The organism is Streptomyces sp. NPDC001544 (assembly GCF_042894285.1).
Lineage (GTDB): Bacteria > Actinomycetota > Actinomycetes > Streptomycetales > Streptomycetaceae > Streptomyces.
This window is the reverse complement of the sequence record NZ_JBIAVN010000003.1, coordinates 1-17,622: the sequence shown is the minus strand read 5'-3', so window position 1 is coordinate 17,622 and position 17,622 is coordinate 1. Positions and strand designations below refer to the sequence as shown.

Genomic DNA, 17,622 nt, shown 5'->3' with positions numbered 1-17,622 from the left:
GAGGGTGAACCCCTGCCGTCGGCCCGGTGAGGTCACGGAACGCTTACGGGGAGGGCACGTGGAGGTTCCGACTGCCGAGTTACGTACGGTGGAACCTTTGGCCCTCGGCTTCCGTCTCGTTCCACGGGAGCCGACGAAGGGGACGGGCATGGAACGGCGTACGTTCATCACAGGCGGCACGGCCGCGATCGCTGCGGCCGCGGTGGCTGGATGCAGGGGGATCGGCGGCGCTTCCGCGGGATCCGCGACGAACACGGCGACCACCTCGGACCCGTTGACCAAGGCTCTTACGGCCACATCCTCGCGTACGCCCATCAAGACCACCAACGCTGCGGCCGCCGCCGACTGGGCCGGCCTCGCCCGCGACCTCGACGGCACCCTGGTCCGCCCCGGCGACGCGTCCTGGAAGACCGCCCACCAGCTGTACAACACCCGCTTCGACGGCCTGAAACCGTCCGCGGTCGCCTACGTCGCCCACGCCGACGACATCCGGACGACGCTTGTCTACGCCCGCGCCCACGGCATACGCGTGGCGATACGCAACGGCGGCCACTCCTACGCGGGTTGGTCCTCCGGCGACGGCCGCCTCATAGTCGACGTCTCCCAGCTGAACCGGGTCCGGGTCAGCGGCCAGGAGGCGGTGGTCGGCGCCGGCTCCAAGCTGATCGACGTGTACCGCGCCCTCGCCGCCAAGGGCGTCACGATCCCCGCCGGTTCCTGCCCCACCGTCGGCGTCTCCGGCCTCGTCCTCGGCGGCGGCCACGGGGTCGTCTCCCGCGCGTACGGCCTGACCTGCGACAGCCTCACCCAGGCGACCCTGATCACCGCGGACGGCAAGCAGCTCACGGCGAACGCGACGACGAACAAGGACCTCTTCTGGGCCCTGCGCGGCGCCGGCAACGGCAACTTCGGCGTCGTGACGGAGCTCCACTTCAAGACCCACCCCGCCCCCCAGGCCGTCACCGGCTACTTGACCTGGCCCTGGGCGAAGGCCGCCGCGGTGGTCAAGGCCTGGCAGGAGTGGGGCCCGACCCAGCCCGACGAGATCTGGTCGTCCCTGCACCTGGCGAACACCCCGGGACACACCCCCACCATCTCCGTGGCCGCCTTCTCCCTGGGCACCTACGGCGAGCTGAAGAACGCGGTGGACCGCCTCGCGGACAAGGTGGGCGCGAACGCGAGCAGCGTCTCGCTCCACCGCCGCGGCTACGAGGAGGCCATGGAGATCTACGCCGGCTGCTCCTCCTTCTCCGCCTCCGCCCAGTGCCACCTCCCCGGCTCGACCCCGGGACGCTCCCCGCAGGGCGCGCTGGGCCGCGAAACCTACGCCGCCCGTTCGGACTTCTTCGACCGCTCCCTCTCGGCGGCCGGGATCCAGACCCTGCTGGCCCAGGTGAAGTCGGTGCGCGGCGGCGCGGGCAGCATCGCGCTCACCGCACTAGGCGGCGCGGTCAACCGGGTCTCCCCGACCGCCACGGCCTTCGTCCACCGCCGCTCCCGCATGCTGGCCCAGTACATCGCCTCCTGGGGCGCGGGGGCCTCCGGCACGACGGCCCAGTCCTGGCTGACGTCGGCGCACAACGCCATGAAGCCGTACGCCTCCGGCGCGGCCTACCAGAACTACACCGACCCGACGCTGACGAACTGGCGGAAGGCGTACTACGGGGACGCGGCGACGAAGCTGGCGCAGGTGAAGAAGACCTACGACCCGGAGAGGTTCTTCAGCTACCCGCAGGGGGTGTAGTCGGGCGGCGGGGCTGCGGTCAGGCAGCGAGGTCCCGCTCCTCCGAGGCCATGGACTTCCGCGCGCCGGGAACCAGTGCGTCGCCGGTCACACCGTCCGCCGACCGCCGCCGAACGACCCACCCCACCCGGGGCGACCGCTCGACGGCCTTCATCACCGGCGTGAGCAGGGCCATCGCCACCGGAGACAGCAGCAGCGCCACCGCGGTCCCGAGCGCGAACCCGCCGATCACGTCGGTCGGGTAGTGCACCCCCATGTACACCCGGCAGAAGCCCTCGAACAGCGCCAGCCCGATCCCGAGGAGCCCGAACCTCCGGTCGGCGACGAACAGGCCGACCGCCACCGCCATGGTCAGGGTCGCGTGATCACTCACGAACGAGTAGTCGTTCTTCCCGGAGACGAGCACATCCAGACCCTGATGATCGACGAAGGGCCGGGGCCGCTCCACGAACCCGCGAATGGGCACGTTCACCAGTACGGCGACACCGGCGGCCAACGGCGCCCACACGAGCGCGGCGACCGCGCCGGCCGCCTCGTCCCCGCTCCGGGCCCGCCGCCGCACCGACCACCAGCACCACACCACGACGAGCACCATGGCGAGCAGCAGCCCGTACTCACCCACGAACTCCATCACCCGGTCGAACCACCCGGGCGCGTCCTTCGCCAGTCCGTTGATGTCGTACAGCAGATCGACGTCGGGGTTAGATCCGGAATCGGCGAGTACAGCCATGGTGCTGCGGCCCCTTCGTCGTTCTCCGGGCGCACCTCGCGTGCGCCGCTCCTACCCACCCCCGTGGTTTCGTAGATCCGCTTCCGCTGCACTGACGCACTGACGTCCGCTCGGCTACGTCAACAGGAACGCACGTCCCCTGTCCCAACGTTCCACTCTCCACCGAAAGATCACGCAGACGTTATCGAAGAGAGACTCATCGCCGCAGCTCAGGGGGCGGGTTCACGCTCAGCTCACACCTTGGTGGGGAGTGCTTTCGCGCCATCCTCGGTTACCCGGGTGGCCCCGAAGTAGTCGGGGGTGTCGATCGGGTCGAACCGGATCACGGCACCCGTCCTCGGCGCGTCGATCATGTACCCGCCGCCCACGTAGATCCCCACGTGCCGGATGGCCCGGGAGTCGGTGAGATCGTCGGAGAAGAACACCAGATCCCCCGGCAGCAGTTCGTCCCGCTTGGGGTGCGGTCCCGCGTTGTACTGGTCGTTGGCGACCCGCGGAAGAGTGATCCCCACGGTTTCGTACGCGGCCTTGGTCAGCCCCGAGCAGTCGAACCGTCCGCCCTGGTCAGCGGTACCGTTCCCGCCCCAGAGATAGGGCGTGCCGAGCTTCTTCTGCGCGAACTCGATGGCTCCGGCGGCCTGCTGGCTGGGGTCCACACGGGTGACCGGGGCGGCGAAACTCTTCTCCAGGGTGGTGATCGTCTTCACGTAGTTCTGCGTCTCCCCGTACGGCGGCACGCCCCGGTATCTGATCACCGCGTCCGCGCCCGCGTTGTAGGCGGCGAGCATGTTCTCCGTGATGTTCCCCGGGACGGTCTTCACGTACGAGGCGAGCTGGCAGTCGTACGAAGCGGCCGATGGAATCGCGTCATTCGGGTCCCACACGTCCCGGTCCCCGTCGCCGTCACCGTCGACACCGTGCGTGGCCCACGTCCCCGGGATGAACTGCGCGATCCCCTCCGCCTTCGCCGGACTCCTGGCGTCCGGGTTGAATCCGCTCTCCTGGTACAACTGCGCACCGAGCAGCGCGGGGTTGAGGGCGGGACAGAGATTGCCCCACTTCTGTACGAGCGTCTGGTACGCGGCGGGCACGGCCCCCTTGGCGAGGGCGACGGCCCCGCCGCCGGCCCCGCCCGCGAGGTTCCCGGCGACGACGTACACCCCGACCACGAGCAGCATGACGAAGCTCAGCCCGAGCCCGACCGCGACCCCACCGACCACCCAAACTCTCCGCACGGCCCAACCCTCCCCCATCCGCGCCCGCTTCAAGTCCGCTTTCGCCACGCGCCGACCGACTCAGCCAGCATTTCGGCGTATTCACACCACCGATCCGTCAGGGTAACCGCTGATCTGACCGCGCATCAGTGGGCGGGAAGCCGGGCCGGGGGGACCGGGGCCCGAGGGGACCGGACCCGGTGGTCGGCCGTGGCGGAGGCGCTCGCCGCGGCCGGGGCGGCCGACACGGCGGTCACAGCGGCCACGGCGAGGCCCAGGACTCCGGCCGTCTTCCCCAGCTTGCCCGGCAGTTTCTTCATGGCGACAACCCTCGTGGTGTGGTTCCGACATTGCTGCTCTCGGAGCGACTCCACTGTTCCGCGGCAGTCACGGACGCGGCGTCAGTCATATGACCGCCCGACCAAGTTCAGCCGCCGGGGGCCAGGTGCATGCTGGGCAGGTGGCGGGGCGGGGCGGGGTTCGGGGGGTGGGTGATGCGGGCGCCGACTGGGCGGTTGCCGTGGGGGCCGCTCCAGCCCGACACTGCAAAAGAAGCGGGCGGCCCCACGGCAACCGACCAACCGGGGTCCAGCTCACGTGCCCCCACCCCGGCTCAGGGATCCGCCGCCGCCTCCCGGTAGAGCCTGGCTGCCTCCGCCCCCAGGACCACGCTGTAGGAGACGTCGGCCGTCGCCCCGCCCTGCTCGTGGCCGCCCAGGATGCCTACGACCTGGTGGTCCCCGTTGATCCAGGGGCTGCCGCTGGTCCCGCCGGTGAAGTCGGGGCAGGAGATCCGCTGCTGGGTGCTGCTGTGCGCGCGGGGCTTGTTGGTGCAGGTGATGGGGGCCTCGCCGGAGTTGGGATACCCGGTCACCGTCACAGCGGTGGCGCCGGTCGCCACCCCCGTGGCGAAGCGGTTGGCGCCGACGACGTCCTCCAGCCGCTTGCCCTGCTCGCCGCCCAGCCCCTCCACCACCGCGAACGCCACGTCGCTGTCCTCGTCCTGCTCCTTGGACCACCCGTCCGCCAGGAACCGCCTCTTCACCTTCCACAGGCCGTACGGCGCCTCGCCGTTCCGGTAACCCGGAACGAACACCAGGTCGCCGCCGTCGTCCCCGTCCACGCAGTGCGCGGCCGTGACGATGAGGTTGCCGTGGGCGCTGTGGACGACGGAGGCGGTGCAGAAGTGGCCCCCGGCGAGCTTGTCGGCCCGGTCCGCGCCGAAGATCGCACCTATCCGTGCGCTCTCCTTCGTCGGAACGGTCCCGGCGGTGACACCGAGGGGGCCCGGCCCGTCGTCGGCCGCCGCGACGGAGGCCGACGTCAGCGCCAGCAGCACAACGACTCCGAGCAGCGAGGGTCGTGAGGTGAACGAGATGCGTGAGGTGCGCTTCACCAGGCCCACTGTGTCCCTCGAAGGTGAGAATCCGTTCCTTGCCCAGCTGAGATCTGGCTGTGAATCGCGGCCATCATCGACCCGACGGCAATCGGCCCACAACAGCTTCCCGCCCTTGGAAGCCTCCAATTCCCGCAACGCGGATACCCCCCAGGCGTCCGCACAAGCCCGCACCAGGTGCAGCCCGCGCCCGCCCTCGGCATCGAGCGGCGGCGCGGCGGCCGGGCCGGCCTCCGCCTCGAAGCCTCGCGGGACCCGGGGATCGGTGTCCCAGACGGCCACCCGGACACCTCCCGCCTCCGTCGAGAGGAGACGGAGGGCGTAGGTGCCCCGGGTGTGGCGGTGGGCGTTGGTGAGGAGCGCGGCCGCGAGGAGTTCGGCGGTGGGGGTGAGTGCGGTGAGGTCGTGAGCGGACAGGACCGTGCGGAGGGTTGCGCGGGCGATCCCCGGTGCGCGCGGATCGCGCGGGAGTTGGAGGGTGCAGGCCCAGGCCGGGGATACGGTGGTCATGGAACGCTCCGAGCACTGAGGGGAGTTGCTCGACGACCCAGTGGCCTGCCGTCCCGTCGGCGGTGCGCTTCCGGGCAGTGCGGCGCCGACCTGAGAGGCAGGCATGATCAGCAACCCCGGCTGGCAGAAGTCGTCGTACTGCGGTGAAGGCGAGTCCTGCATACACGTCGCCGCAACGCCCGCATCGACGCACATGATCGAGAGCGGCGACCCCACGGGGTCCATACTCACGGCGGCCCCGGCCGCCTTCGCCGCCCTCCTGTCCTCACTCAAGAAGGAGCCCGCCCATGCCTGACATCCCCCCCGACCTCACCTGGGAGCGCGCCGCCCCGCCGGAGGCGACCGGGCCGGGGCCCTGGATCGAGATCGCCTTTGGCGAGGGGGACGACGGGGAGGCCCCGGTCTACATCCGCGAGACCAGCGACCCGGACAACGTGGTCACCACCAACCGGCGCAAGTGGGACGCCTTCGTACTCGGCGTGCAGGCGGGCGAGTTCGACCACTTCGTGGAGGGCGTCGAGGGCATGGAGAGCAAGGGGTCCTAAAGAGTCACCCCCAGCGGCCACCGCACCCCCGTGAGCTCCTCCGACAGCGCCCAGAGCCGCCGCGCCGCCACCGGATCGCTCGCCGCCGTGGTGCGTCCGACGAGGGTGGGGGCACCCCGCATCTCAAGGAAGCCGTCGGGGCCGACGTAGCTCGCGCCGGGAAGGTCCTGGGTGGCGGCGTACAGGGTGGGCAGCGCCCCCGCCCTGTCGTCCTGGGCCAGGAACCCGTTGCCGATCCGCATGACGAGGCGAGCCACCGGGTTGGCGGTGTGGCTCTGCAGGTTGGTGGCCGCCCAGCCGGGGTGGGCGGCGAGGGCGCGGACGGGGGAGCCCGACCCGGTCAGGCGGCGCTGGAGTTCCAGGGTGAACAAGAGGTTCGCCAGTTTGGACTGGGAGTAGGCGCGCTGCGGGGTATAGCGGCCCGTGAGGTTCGTGTCGTCGAAACTGATCCTGCGGTCGCCCATGCGGTGGGCGCCGGAGGAGACGGTCACCACGCGGTCCCGCACGTGGGGCAGCAGCAGGTTCGTCAGGGCGAAGTGGCCGAGATGGTTCGTGCCGAACTGCATCTCGAAGCCGTCCTTGGTCCGCTGCTCCGGGAGCATCATCACGCCCGCGTTGTTGATCAGCAGGTCGATCGGCCCGTCCTGCCAGGAGTCGGCGAACTCCCGGACGGAGGCCAGGTCGGCGAGGTCGAGTCGGCGCACCTCCGTGCTGCCGGTCACCCGGGCGGCGGCGCTCCGGCCGCGTTCGGGGTCCCGTACGGCGAGCACCACGTGCGCGCCGGCGCGGGCCAGCGCGTCGACGGCGGTGAAGCCGATGCCGCTGTTGGCGCCGGTGACGACGGCGGTGCGGCCGGAGAGGTCGGGGAGGTGGGTCGCGTTCCATGTGCGCGCCGCGGGCGCGTCGGTCTTGTCAGCCATGACCTCAAAGTAGACGGCGCCAACAATGCTGTCAATGACAACAATGATGGCGATGCCAACTATGCTGTCGCCGCCTACATGCCGATAGCATGGTCCGCATGCCCGAGAGCCGCCCCTATCACCACGGAGACCTGCGCGCCGCCCTCCTCGCGGCCGCCGAGCGCACCCTGCGCGACCGGGGGGCCGGCGCGCTCTCCCTGCGCGAGCTGGCCCGTGAGGTGGGGGTGAGCCACGCCGCTCCCGGTCGGCACTTCAAGGACAAGCAGGCCCTGCTCGACGCCCTGGCGCTGTCCGGTTACGAGCGGCTGACCGGGGCGCTGGAGGCCGCGGACGATCCCGGAGTGCCGCTGGAGCCGCGACTGACCGCGCTGGCCAGGGCCTACGTCGGGTTCGCCGTCGAGAACGCCGCGCTACTGGAGCTGATGTTCACGCTCAAGCACGACCCCGACGCCTCCGCCCAGCTGGCCGAGGCCGTCGACCGCTCCGGTGGGGCCTTCGAGCGGCTGATCGCGGACGCGCAGGCGCGGGGCGAGATCGTCGCGGGCGACCCGGCGCACCTCACCCTCGTCGCCGGCGCGAGCATGCACGGGCTCGCCACCTTCGCCGCGGGTGGCAGGATCCCGGCCGAGCAGGCACTCGCCGGCCTGGACGAGCACGTACACCACCTGCTGCACGGCCTCAAGCCCCGCTGAAACCCACAGAACCCGCGGCGCCCAGGCTGTGACCGGGCTGTGCGCCGGGTCAAGCCACCCCCACCCCGGCGCCATCCGCCCGCCAATGACCAGTAAGCCGGGCGCTCGTTTCGGTAACGCGGGAGTCAGGATTCCGCCAGCCGTCTTGTTGTCGCGTACTCAACAAGCAATCGTCGTGCCGGGCCGCCGCCCCCACCGGTGAGCACATCGGTGGTCCCCCCACCCGCAGGCCTCTGTCCACCCTTCCCAGGAGGCTGTACGTTGCGTACGACCACCCCCGACTCCCCCCACATATCCGGCAGATGGCGCCGCATCGGCTCCGTCGCCGTCGCCACCGCCGCGCTCGCGTTCACCGGACTGGACACCGCCGCCCAGGCGAGCGCCGCGACCACCGCTGCCACCCCCGCAAAGGTGACCTGGGCCGCCACCCCCTGCGCCACGCCCAAGCACAAGGGCGACCTCGCCTGCAACTCCTTCCGGGTCACCGGCGGCACCACCGCCTTCCAGAAGGCGCAGGCCGAGCTGACCGGCAAGACCGCGAAGGTCACCCCCAAGGCCGCCGCCGCGGCCCCCACCGGTTACGGCCCGAGCGACCTCCAGGACGCCTACGGCCTGACCGACGCCGCCGCCACGAACGGTTCCGGCGAGACCATCGCGATCGTCGACGCGTACGACGACCCGAACGCCGCGGCCGACCTGGCGAAGTACCGCTCGTACTACGGCCTCCCCTCCTGCACGACCTCCAACGGCTGCTTCAAGAAGGTCAGCCAGACCGGCTCCACCACCTCCCTGCCCTCCGCCGACAGCGGCTGGGCCGAGGAGGAGTCGCTAGACCTGGACATGGCCTCCGCGACCTGCCCGCAGTGCAACATCCTGCTCGTCGAGGCCAAGTCCTCCTCCATGACCAACCTCGGCACCGCGGTCAACGAAGCGGTCAAGCTCGGCGCCAAGTTCGTCTCCAACAGCTACGGCGGCTCCGAGTCGTCCAGCGACACCTCGTACGACTCCTCGTACTTCAACCACCCGGGCGTAGCCGTCACCGTCAGCGCCGGCGACGAGGGCTACGGCGCGGAGTACCCGGCCGCGTCGAAGTACGTGACCGCCGTCGGCGGCACCGCCCTGTCCACCTCCTCGAACTCCCGCGGCTGGAGCGAGAGCGTCTGGAGCACCAGCAGCACCGAGGGCACCGGCTCCGGCTGCTCCTCCTACGACGCCAAGCCGAGCTGGCAGACCGACACCGGATGCGGCAAGCGGGCCGTCGCCGACGTCTCGGCCGTGGCCGACCCCGCCACCGGCGTCGCGGTCTACGACTCCTACGGGGTCACCGCCGGCTGGTACACCTTCGGCGGCACCAGCGCGTCCGCCCCGATCATCGCCGGCGTCTACGCCCTCGCCGGCACCCCCGGCAGCGGCGACTACCCCGCCGAGTACCCGTACGAGTCGGCCGGCACCTCGGCCCTCAACGACGTCACCAGCGGCAGCAACGGCAGCTGCTCGTCCAGCGCGAGCTACCTGTGCACCGCCAGGTCCGGCTACGACGGCCCCACCGGCTGGGGCACCCCGGAGGGCACCACCGCCTTCACCGGGTGAACCCCACGGCATGACCTCCCCGTCGGGTCACGGGGAGCCGCCACGGCGAGGGGAACGTGGGGCCCTCTCGCCGGCACACGAGGGAAAGGGTCACGGCAGCCGGCCGTGACCCTTTCCTCTTTCTGGGTCTGAGCCACCGCCGGTGCCGCTTCCTCGTGAGACCATCGTCCCGACAAGCGTCACCCGACCAGCCGTCAGAAAGCGTGCCCGGTCGTAGAGAAGCACAACGACACAACCACACGGCAGGTTCCGCCCAGGCGTCATTGCCCGGCGTGACCTGCCGTGATACACAGAGTGACCAGACGAGTCATTCGTACGAAACCAGCCCGACAATGACGCCAAGTCGACATATGGCAGCGAGATTGTCGGCGACAATGAGGCCTGACCTCTGCACAGGGCAGGGGGACTGCGGAACAACCCACCAGGGGCGGTGACTTACATGCTCTTTGCGGCCGACAAGGGAGACATCAACACCATCATCGGCGGAATCGCTCCGGACTGGGGGCCCTTCGGCAGCCTGGGCAACGAAGCCAAGGTGATGATCGAGGTGGTGATGGCCGTGGCGATCCTGCTCTGCCTGGGCATCGCCGTCTGGGGCGCGGCCAAGCAGCGCATCGGTGCGACGGCCCTGCGGGACACGTTCAGCGCCGAACAGGGCAAAGGCCTCATCATCGCCGGTCTGACGGGCGTCTTCATCATCGGTTCCCTCGGCACACTGTTCACCATCGTGTACGGGATGGCCGTGTAGCGGACTCCCACTCCTCCAGTCCTCCGGGCACGCCCGGCCCCCCACCACCCCACCCGCCCGTCGTGCCCACCGGCTGAGGTTGCGTTTCCCTGATGTCGAGTCACCACACCGCGCCCGCGCGGGAACCAGCACGGCTACCGTCGTACTTCTACGCGTTCCGGTACGAGGTCGAGGTCGAGGGGGCGTACGCGGCATGAGTCTCGGAGACGAGCAGGGTCACGGCGGCGCGGGCGAGACCAGAACCCGGCTGCCCGAACGGGAGACCGACCCCTACGGCGGGGCCCGCCGAGGCGGTCGGTCATCCTCCAGGAGCCTGGTCACGGTGGTCGGCGTGGTCGTCCTCCTCATCGCGGCGATCGCCTTCGCGAACCGCGGCGACGACGACGCCTCCGGCGGTGACGCGGGCTCAGGGGCCAAGCCCGAGGTCGCGACCACCGCGGCCAGCGGGACGAAGCCGGTGGCTTCCAAGGCAGGGGGGATCCCCACGGGGTTCTCGCGGGATCAGCAGGGGGCGGAGAGTGCGGCCGCGAACTACTCCGTGGCACTGGGCTCGGCTGAGATGTTCAACACCGACCGGCGGCACGCGATCGTCAACACCGTCTATGCCCCCGATGTAGCAGTCCGCAGGCAGCCGGCCATGGACAAGGCTTACTCCAGCCAGTCGTTCCTCACCAACATCGGGCTCACCAAGGACGGCAGCGCGCCAAGTGGCCAGACCTTCGTCTCTCGGGTCATCCCCGTGGGCACCAAGGTCACCTCGATGACCGGGGACAACGCCACCGTGCAGGTCTGGTACACCTCGCTGTTCGGCCTGTCCGGCGGGGCGTCGACCAACCCTGTCACCGAGAGCTGGTACACCACCACGTACGAAATGAAGTGGGCCGACAACGACTGGAAGATCACGGACTTCCAGCAGAAGGACGGCCCTGTTCCAGTCGGCCGCGACCAGAAGGCCTCCACCGCTGACGACATGACGAAGGCCGTCGAGGAGTACGGAGGGTTCACGTATGCGCGCTAGCCACCGCATGCTCAAAGTGACGGCGGTTTTCACCGTGGCACAGACCAGCATGGTGCTGCTCGCTTCCCAAGCCGTCGCCGAACCAACTCCGTCCCCGTCCAAGAGCAACGACCCATGTGACCTCATTCGCGGCGCAGCCAAGTCGTACTGCGAAAGGGGCAACAAGCACGGCCTCACATCCGACGTCCCTCCCTCCAGCACCCAAGACCCCCTCTCCTCCCTGGCCAAGGGCTGCGCCGAGGCCGCGTCGTGGACGATCGGCAAGTTGAGTGACGCGGTGAAGGAGACGGCCAACGTCGACTTCACGAACGAGAAGTTCCTCCAGCAGTACGCGGTGGTCTTCGCGGCGTCGACGATCCTCACGCTCCTGCTGTGGCTGCTGGCCGTGGCCAAGCGGGCGGTGCGCGGCGTTCCGCTCACCACCGCCATCTCGGAAGCCGTCGGGTTCCTCTGGCTGACCGTGCTGGCCAGCGCGTTCACGCCGCTGATCCTGTACACGGTCGTATCGGCCACCGACGGCGTCTCGGACGTACTCGCGAAAGCCACCGGCGACCAGACGGACACGTTCTTCGGGACGTTCTCCGGCGCCCTGGGCAAGGGAGACGACATCGGCGGCGGCCCGATCATGCTGATCGTCGTGTCCCTGGTCAGCATCCTCGCCGCCGGCATCCTCTGGCTGGAGCTCGTGATCCGCGCCGCCCTGCTCTACGTCGGCGCCCTCCTCGGCACCGTCGTCTACGCGGGCCTGGTGGACAAGAACCTGTGGGGACACGTCCGGCGCTGGGCCGGGATCATGATCGCGGTCATCCTGGTGAAGCCCGTCATCGTCATCGTGCTGGGCCTCGCCGGGGCACTGTCCGGCGACAACGGCCCGGACGCCTTCTCCGCGGTCGTCTCCGGGCTCGCCATCATCCTGCTCGCCATCTTCGCGAGCGCGATGATCTACCGTTTCGTACCGGGCTTCGGCGACGAGATCGCCAGCGGCCGCAACAACCGCATCATGCAGGGCGCCGAGGGCAAGGCCGCCGCGGTCATCAGCTCCCCGGCGACCCTGGTCGCCCAGGGCATCAAGACGCACAGCACCCGCGCCGACAGCAACGGCGCGGGCGGCGGCCAGTCGTCCGGCGGCCCCCGCCCGGCCAACCCGGCCTCCGGCGGAGTGGCCGCGCACAGCAGCCGTACCCCGAGCGGGGGCGGCGCGGCCGCACCCGCGCCGCGCGCCCCGAGCCCGGTCAACACACCGCACGCAGGCAACACCCGCAACAGCAGCAACCGCACGGGAGGTGAAGGGCGTTGACGACCCAGTCCCACATGTCGCATCCGGTCACGCCCCGCCGTACGTATCTGATCGGCCGCGCCCGGCCGAACGGCATCATCGGCCGGAACCGCGAGTCGGGCGAGATCGCGCTGATCATCGCGGGCGCCTTCCTCGGCATGATGTGCGGGCTCCTCGTCCCCGTCCTGTCGCTGCGCATCGTGCTGCTGACCGGCTTTCCGATGCTGGCGCTGGCGGCGGTCTACGTGCCGTACAAGCGCCGCACCTTCTACAAGTGGTTCGAGATCAACCGCAGCTTCAAACGCACCGTCAAGCGGGCCGCCGTCTACCGCTCCGACGTGATGGAGGCCGGCACGCGCCTGGACGGGCGTGAGGTCGAGATCGGCCCGCCGCCCGGCATCGGACGGATCAGCTGGCTGGCCGCGCCGTTCGGGCCGGACGAGATCGCCGTACTGCTGCACGCCGACCGCAAGACCGTCACCGCCGCCATCGAGATCGAGGGCCCGGGCGTCGGCCTGCGCGACTCCGAGGACCAGGAGGCCCTGGTCGACCGGTTCGGCACGCTGCTCAAGCACGTGGCGAACGGCGACGGCTTCGTCACCCGCCTGCAGATGCTCGCCCGCACCCTGCCCGCCGACCCCGACGCCCACGCCAAGGACGTCACCCAGCGCGGCGACGAGCGGGCCCCGGGCTGGCTCAGGCAGTCGTACGACCAGCTGCAGTCGATGGTGTCCACCAGCAGCGAGCAGCACCGCGCCTACCTCGTCGCCTGCATGCACTACTCCCGCGAACTGGCCGCCGAGGCACAGGCCATGGCCCGCGCGGCCCGGCCGCAGGGCGGGCGGAAACTGGACCGGGACGCGGGGCTCGCCGTCGTCATGGCCCGTGAGCTGACCGACATCTGCTCGCGGCTGCAGGAGGCCGACATCCGGGTCCGCCAGCCCCTGGGACAGGGGCGCCTGGCGTCCCTCATCCACTCCATGTACGACCCCGACCACCCGATCGACCACATCCAGGCGATGACGCAGCGCAACGCCTGGCCGGCCGAGCTGGACGCCATGGAGCCCACCTACCTCCAGGCGAAGACCCGGGAGTCCTCGACCCGCGCGCCCTGGTGCCATGCCACGGCGTGGGTGAAGGAGTGGCCGATGACCCCGGTCGGCGTCAACTTCCTGGCGCCGCTGCTCGTCCACACCCCGGACGTGATCCGTACGGTCGCCGTGACGATGGACCTCGAACCCACCGAGCTCGCCATCGAGCGGATGCTGACCGAGAAGACCAACGACGTCGCCGAGGCGTCCCGAGCCGCCAAGATGAACCGGACGGTGGACCCGCGGGACGTCGCCGCCCACAACCGCCTGGACCAGCGCGGCGAGGACCTCGCCAGCGGCGCCGCCGGAGTGAACCTCGTCGGCTACATCACCGTCTCCTCGCGCTCCCCGGAGGCGCTGAACCGCGACAAGCGCACGATAAGGGCGTCCGCCGGAAAGTCGTACCTCAAGCTGGAGTGGTGCGACCGCGAGCACCACCGCGCGTTCGTGAACACGCTGCCGTTCGCCACCGGAATCCGAAGGTAGGGGTTGATGCCCTGATGCGGGACCCGCTGTCCGCCATCACGGACGCCTTCACGTCCTTCCTCTTCGGGAAGGTCGAGACGACCCGGCTGCCGGTGCGCACCTCCACGGGCCAGGCCCAGGCCGTCTACCTGCCGACCGCCGCTCCCGGCCTCGGCGACTCGGGCGTCATCATCGGCCGCGAGGTGTACTCCGGGAAGGGCTACATCTACGACCCGTTCCAGTTGTACGGCCAGCAGCTCCCCGCCCCGCACTGGCTGGTCCTCGGCGAGTCCGGCAACGGCAAGTCCGCGCTGGAGAAAACGTATGTCCTGCGCCAGCTCCGCTTCCGCGACCGCCAGGTCGTCGTCCTCGACGCGCAGGGCGAGGACGGCGTGGGCGAGTGGAACCTCATCGCGGAGGAGCTGGGGATAACCCCCATCCGGCTGGACCCGACCGCCGCCCTCAACCACGGGATCCGGCTCAACCCCCTGGACCCGTCGATCACGACGACCGGTCAGCTCGCCCTGCTGCGCACCATCATCGAGGTCGCGATGGGCCACGGCCTCGACGAGCGCTCCGGCTTCGCCCTGAAGGTCGCCCACTCGTTCGTCAACGAGACGATCGTCGAGCGCCAGCCCGTGCTCTCCGACATCGTCGAGCAGCTACGGCACCCGGAGCCCGAGTCGGCCGAGGCGATGAACGTCGCCATAGACGACGTACGGGCCTGGGGACTCGACGTCGCCCTGGTGCTGGACCGCCTGGTCGACGGTGACCTGCGGGGCATGTTCGACGGCCCGACCACGGTCGGCATCGACCTCGACGCCCCGCTGATCGTCTTCGACCTCTCCCACATCGACCGCAACTCCATCGCCATGCCCATCCTGATGGCGATCGTCGGAGTGTGGCTGGAGCACACGTGGATCCGCCCCGACCGGAAGAAGCGCATCTTCCTGGTCGAGGAGGCCTGGCACATCATCAACAGCCCGTTCGTCGCGCAGCTCTTCCAGCGGCTGCTGAAGTTCGGACGCCGGCTCGGTCTGTCGTTCGTGGCGGTGGTGCACCACCTGAGTGACGTGGTCGACGGGGCGGCGGCTAAGGAGGCCGCGGCCATCCTGAAGATGGCGTCGACGCGGACGATCTACGCCCAGAAGGCGGACGAGGCCCGAGCGACCGGCCGGGTGCTCGGACTGCCCCGCTGGGCGGTGGAGATCATCCCGACGCTCACCCCGGGCATCGCGGTCTGGGACGTCAACGGCAACGTCCAGGTGGTCAAACACCTGGTCACCGAGACGGAACGCCCCCTGGTCTTCACCGACCGCGCGATGACCGAGTCGTCCAGCGACCTCGAGCCGTACGACGACGCCCTGCGCGCCGCCGAACTGGAGGCGGAGCAGCGGGCGGCGGCCTTCGTGGAGCAGCACATCGGCGACCTGGACGGGTCGTCGGAGTCGACGGTGGCGTAAGGGAGGCGGCGTGAGACCCGACGACCGCGACCACGGGCGGGGACGCCGGGAGGGCCAGGGCGGCATTCCCGACGGTCTGCTGATCGGTCTGATCGCCTTCCTGCTCGGCATGACCCTGCTGGTGTGGACGGCGACGGGTCTCGCGGGCTGGTTCGCGGGTGGCGCGTGGCCGTCCGGGGTCACCTTCACCCACACGCCCACGGCCATGCGCCACCTCATCGGCCGACCGCACGACATGACCGGCGCCTGGCCGGACACCCCGGCGGCCCAGCTGTCGGGGTACGGGCTGTTCTGGGGGCTGTTCATAGGGCAGCTGATGGTGCTGTTCGTGCTGACCGTGTTCGTGATCGGCACGGTCGCCCGGTGGCGGGCGGGGCGGGTCCGGCGGAGGCTCCACAAGGGGGCGGTGCCGGCACCGGTGTCTCCCTACGAGGTTCCCGGGTCTGTGAATGACGCTCCCCGGCCTGTGCATGAGGTGCCCGAGCCTGTGCATGAGGTGCCCGAGCCTGTGCACGAGGTGCCTGCGCCCCGGAGGGAACCGGAGCCTGAGGAGCCTCGTACCTTCACGAAGCCCGCCGAGGGCGCGGTGCTGTACTGCGCCCCCGCGGACCGTCTGGCCGACGCGGCCCAGGCCATCCGCGACGCCGAAGGTCCCCTCGTCGTCGTCAGCTCCCATGCCGCGCTCTGGCAGGAAACCAAGGACGCGAGAGCCAAACTGGGCCCTGTCCTCCTCTACGATCCCGCCCACCTCTGCGACACACCCGCCCGCCTGCACTGGTCCCCGACCGCGGGCTGCGAGGACAAGCAGACGGCGGTACAGCGAGCGGCCGCCCTGCTCACTCCGGTCCGGCCGACCGCCCGGCTGGACCAGGCGGTCAGCGACACCGCCGAGACACTCCTGCGCAGCTACCTCCACGCCGCCGCCCTCGACAACCGCAGCATCCGCCACCTCCACCGCTGGGCCCAGGGCACCCAGATCCAGGACGCGGTCCGCGTCCTGCGTACGCACCCGAAAGCGGCTCCCGGCGCCGCGGGCGAGCTGGAGGCCGCGCTCACCTCGCACCCCGACCGCCGGGACATGGCACACGAGTTGACGAGCCGTGCCCTGTCGGCGCTCTCCACGGTCAACATCCGCGAGGCCTGCACGGCAAACCGAACTGATGCCCTTGCCCTGGATTCCTTCGTCGACGAAGGGGGCACGCTTTATGTGCTCGGTGAATCCATCGAGGACCCGAGGACGGCTCCCGGTGCGATGCCGTTCCTGACGGCCCTCGTCTCCAGCGTGGTCGAGCGCGGCCGGCGCATGGCCGAACGGTCATCCTCCGGTCGGCTCGACCCACCACTCACCCTGGTCCTGGAGGACGTCGCGGCCGTCGCCCCGATCTCCCAGCTCCCGGACCTCCTGTCCACGGGAACGGACCGCGGCCTGCCCACGCTGGCCCTGCTCCGCTCCCGCGAACAGGCCCGCACCCGCTGGCCCCACGACGAGTTGCCGGTGTAGCCCGTCAGCCGCCGTCCCGCTCGAGCACGAACTCCAGCTCCCGCTGGGCAGCGTCCCTGAAGAACGGAACGGTGACACCGCTCGGCCTGAACCCGGCCCTGCGGTAGAAGCGCTGCGCACGCCCGTTGTCCTCGTGCACCATGAGCCGCACCCGTTCCGCGCCGGCCGCCCAGGCCCACTGCACGGCCTCGTCGAACAGCACCTCGGTCAGACCGCACCCGCGGTGCTCGGGCCGCATATACACGCCGACGACGTGTCCTTGCCGCCGCTCCACGGGAAGCCCCGCCCAGTCCTTGGTTCCGGACTCCTCCATCAGCACGGTGAGGGTGCCGGCCCACTCGTTGTCGGGGCCTTCCACGACGAACTGCCGGACGGTGGAGGACCCTTCCGAGGCGCCGGCCGCCCGCTCCTGCCAGAAGGAGTCCGGCTTGGCCTCGGCCTCCTCGTACGACTCCAGGAAGGCGAGGTGCGCGATCGGGTCCCGGAGCGCGAGAAGGCGCAACGCCTTGACTGCGGGCCACTCGTCGGCGCGTATGGAGCGGATGACGTAGTTCATGCGTCTCACAGTAACCGGAAACGCAAAAAGGCCCACACCTGATTAGGTGTGGGCCTTTTTCAATATTTGTTCGGCGGTGTCCTACTCTCCCACAGGGTCCCCCCTGCAGTACCATCGGCGCTGTGAGGCTTAGCTTCCGGGTTCGGAATGTAACCGGGCGTTT

At 70.2% G+C, this 17,622-nt stretch carries 17 protein-coding genes and 1 rRNA gene; 11 read left to right on the top strand and 7 right to left on the bottom strand.

Annotated elements, in window-relative coordinates; genetic code table 11:
* The first annotated feature begins 148 nt into the window (after window positions 1–148).
* Window positions 149–1,744: an FAD-dependent oxidoreductase gene (locus tag ACFY0F_RS09895; protein WP_388791399.1), complete on the top strand. Its 1,596-nt coding sequence runs from the start codon at window positions 149–151 to the stop codon at window positions 1,742–1,744.
* A gap of 19 nt (window positions 1,745–1,763) precedes the next feature.
* Here ACFY0F_RS09895 and ACFY0F_RS09890 read toward each other — a convergent pair whose 3' ends face one another.
* The 4 genes from ACFY0F_RS09890 to ACFY0F_RS09875 form a co-directional block, all read right to left on the bottom strand.
* Window positions 1,764–2,474 (bottom strand): phosphatase PAP2 family protein, encoded by a 711-nt coding sequence (locus ACFY0F_RS09890; protein ID WP_388791397.1) that lies wholly within the window; start codon window positions 2,472–2,474, stop codon window positions 1,764–1,766.
* A gap of 233 nt (window positions 2,475–2,707) precedes the next feature.
* Window positions 2,708–3,727, bottom strand: a complete 1,020-nt coding sequence (locus ACFY0F_RS09885; protein WP_388791395.1) for an NlpC/P60 family protein — start codon at window positions 3,725–3,727, stop codon at window positions 2,708–2,710.
* A 107-nt stretch (window positions 3,728–3,834) separates the two neighbouring features.
* On the bottom strand, window positions 3,835–4,008 hold the full coding sequence (locus ACFY0F_RS09880) for a hypothetical protein (protein WP_388791393.1): 174 nt from the start codon (window positions 4,006–4,008) through the stop codon (window positions 3,835–3,837).
* 293 nt (window positions 4,009–4,301) lie between these two features.
* Entirely contained in the window at window positions 4,302–5,084 is a 783-nt protein-coding gene (locus ACFY0F_RS09875) for a trypsin-like serine peptidase (RefSeq protein ID WP_388792383.1), read from the bottom strand.
* A 613-nt stretch (window positions 5,085–5,697) separates the two neighbouring features.
* Between ACFY0F_RS09875 and ACFY0F_RS09870 the strand changes: the two genes are divergently transcribed.
* Window positions 5,698–5,889, top strand: a complete 192-nt coding sequence (locus tag ACFY0F_RS09870; RefSeq protein WP_388791391.1) for a DUF397 domain-containing protein — start codon at window positions 5,698–5,700, stop codon at window positions 5,887–5,889.
* A complete protein-coding gene (locus ACFY0F_RS09865) occupies window positions 5,882–6,139 on the top strand; it encodes a DUF397 domain-containing protein (RefSeq protein ID WP_388791389.1) in 258 nt (85 codons plus the stop codon). The genes ACFY0F_RS09870 and ACFY0F_RS09865 overlap by 8 nt, the downstream gene beginning before the upstream one ends.
* Here ACFY0F_RS09865 and ACFY0F_RS09860 read toward each other — a convergent pair.
* Window positions 6,136–7,059 carry an oxidoreductase gene (locus ACFY0F_RS09860; RefSeq protein ID WP_388791387.1) on the bottom strand — a complete coding sequence of 308 codons (924 nt, stop codon included), beginning with the start codon at window positions 7,057–7,059 and terminating at the stop codon, window positions 6,136–6,138. The two genes, ACFY0F_RS09865 and ACFY0F_RS09860, sit on opposite strands and share 4 nt — an antisense overlap.
* An 89-nt stretch (window positions 7,060–7,148) precedes the next feature.
* Here ACFY0F_RS09860 and ACFY0F_RS09855 point away from each other — a divergent pair, with 89 nt between their 5' ends.
* The 8 genes from ACFY0F_RS09855 (at window position 7,149) to ACFY0F_RS09820 (ending at window position 16,903) form a co-directional block, all read left to right on the top strand.
* Entirely contained in the window at window positions 7,149–7,751 is a 603-nt protein-coding gene (locus tag ACFY0F_RS09855) for a TetR/AcrR family transcriptional regulator (protein ID WP_388791385.1), read from the top strand.
* 261 nt (window positions 7,752–8,012) lie between these two features.
* Window positions 8,013–9,341 carry a peptidase S8 gene (locus ACFY0F_RS09850; RefSeq protein WP_388791383.1) on the top strand — a complete coding sequence of 443 codons (1,329 nt, stop codon included), beginning with the start codon at window positions 8,013–8,015 and terminating at the stop codon, window positions 9,339–9,341.
* Window positions 9,342–9,780: 439 nt separating this feature from the next.
* Window positions 9,781–10,089, top strand: coding sequence for a hypothetical protein (locus ACFY0F_RS09845; RefSeq protein WP_014673544.1), 309 nt, complete (start codon window positions 9,781–9,783; stop codon window positions 10,087–10,089).
* A 193-nt stretch (window positions 10,090–10,282) separates the two neighbouring features.
* The gene (locus tag ACFY0F_RS09840) at window positions 10,283–11,107 is read left to right on the top strand and encodes a hypothetical protein (protein WP_388791381.1); all 825 of its coding nucleotides are present in this window, start codon (window positions 10,283–10,285) and stop codon (window positions 11,105–11,107) included.
* A complete protein-coding gene (locus ACFY0F_RS09835) occupies window positions 11,097–12,404 on the top strand; it encodes a hypothetical protein (RefSeq protein WP_388791379.1) in 1,308 nt (435 codons plus the stop codon). The genes ACFY0F_RS09840 and ACFY0F_RS09835 overlap by 11 nt, the downstream gene beginning before the upstream one ends.
* Complete coding sequence (locus ACFY0F_RS09830; RefSeq protein ID WP_388791377.1) at window positions 12,401–13,960, top strand: SCO6880 family protein; 1,560 nt, start codon at window positions 12,401–12,403, stop codon at window positions 13,958–13,960. The genes ACFY0F_RS09835 and ACFY0F_RS09830 overlap by 4 nt, the downstream gene beginning before the upstream one ends.
* 14 nt (window positions 13,961–13,974) lie before the next feature.
* A complete protein-coding gene (locus tag ACFY0F_RS09825; RefSeq protein ID WP_388791375.1) occupies window positions 13,975–15,402 on the top strand; it encodes an ATP-binding protein in 1,428 nt (475 codons plus the stop codon).
* Window positions 15,403–15,412: 10 nt separating this feature from the next.
* On the top strand, window positions 15,413–16,903 hold the full coding sequence (locus ACFY0F_RS09820) for a type VI secretion protein (RefSeq protein WP_388791373.1): 1,491 nt from the start codon (window positions 15,413–15,415) through the stop codon (window positions 16,901–16,903).
* 4 nt (window positions 16,904–16,907) lie between these two features.
* Here ACFY0F_RS09820 and ACFY0F_RS09815 read toward each other — a convergent pair whose 3' ends face one another.
* Both ACFY0F_RS09815 and rrf read right to left on the bottom strand, forming a co-directional pair.
* Entirely contained in the window at window positions 16,908–17,459 is a 552-nt protein-coding gene (locus ACFY0F_RS09815) for a GNAT family N-acetyltransferase (protein WP_388791371.1), read from the bottom strand.
* 68 nt (window positions 17,460–17,527) lie between these two features.
* Window positions 17,528–17,622 (bottom strand): 5S ribosomal RNA (gene rrf, locus ACFY0F_RS09810); the annotation flags it as partial.

Bases quoted from the DNA above. Each gene is read 5' to 3' on its own strand.
- ACFY0F_RS09895 (WP_388791399.1), top strand. From the start codon at position 149: ATGGAACGGCGTACGTTCATCACAGGCGGCACGGCCGCGATCGCTGCG.
- ACFY0F_RS09890 (WP_388791397.1), bottom strand. From the start codon at position 2,474: ATGGCTGTACTCGCCGATTCCGGATCTAACCCCGACGTCGATCTGCTG.
- ACFY0F_RS09885 (WP_388791395.1), bottom strand. From the start codon at position 3,727: ATGGGGGAGGGTTGGGCCGTGCGGAGAGTTTGGGTGGTCGGTGGGGTC.
- ACFY0F_RS09880 (WP_388791393.1), bottom strand. From the start codon at position 4,008: ATGAAGAAACTGCCGGGCAAGCTGGGGAAGACGGCCGGAGTCCTGGGC.
- ACFY0F_RS09870 (WP_388791391.1), top strand. From the start codon at position 5,698: ATGATCAGCAACCCCGGCTGGCAGAAGTCGTCGTACTGCGGTGAAGGC.
- ACFY0F_RS09865 (WP_388791389.1), top strand. From the start codon at position 5,882: ATGCCTGACATCCCCCCCGACCTCACCTGGGAGCGCGCCGCCCCGCCG.
- ACFY0F_RS09860 (WP_388791387.1), bottom strand. From the start codon at position 7,059: ATGGCTGACAAGACCGACGCGCCCGCGGCGCGCACATGGAACGCGACC.
- ACFY0F_RS09855 (WP_388791385.1), top strand. From the start codon at position 7,149: ATGGTCCGCATGCCCGAGAGCCGCCCCTATCACCACGGAGACCTGCGC.
- ACFY0F_RS09845 (WP_014673544.1), top strand. From the start codon at position 9,781: ATGCTCTTTGCGGCCGACAAGGGAGACATCAACACCATCATCGGCGGA.
- ACFY0F_RS09840 (WP_388791381.1), top strand. From the start codon at position 10,283: ATGAGTCTCGGAGACGAGCAGGGTCACGGCGGCGCGGGCGAGACCAGA.
- ACFY0F_RS09835 (WP_388791379.1), top strand. From the start codon at position 11,097: ATGCGCGCTAGCCACCGCATGCTCAAAGTGACGGCGGTTTTCACCGTG.
- ACFY0F_RS09825 (WP_388791375.1), top strand. From the start codon at position 13,975: ATGCGGGACCCGCTGTCCGCCATCACGGACGCCTTCACGTCCTTCCTC.
- ACFY0F_RS09815 (WP_388791371.1), bottom strand. From the start codon at position 17,459: ATGAACTACGTCATCCGCTCCATACGCGCCGACGAGTGGCCCGCAGTC.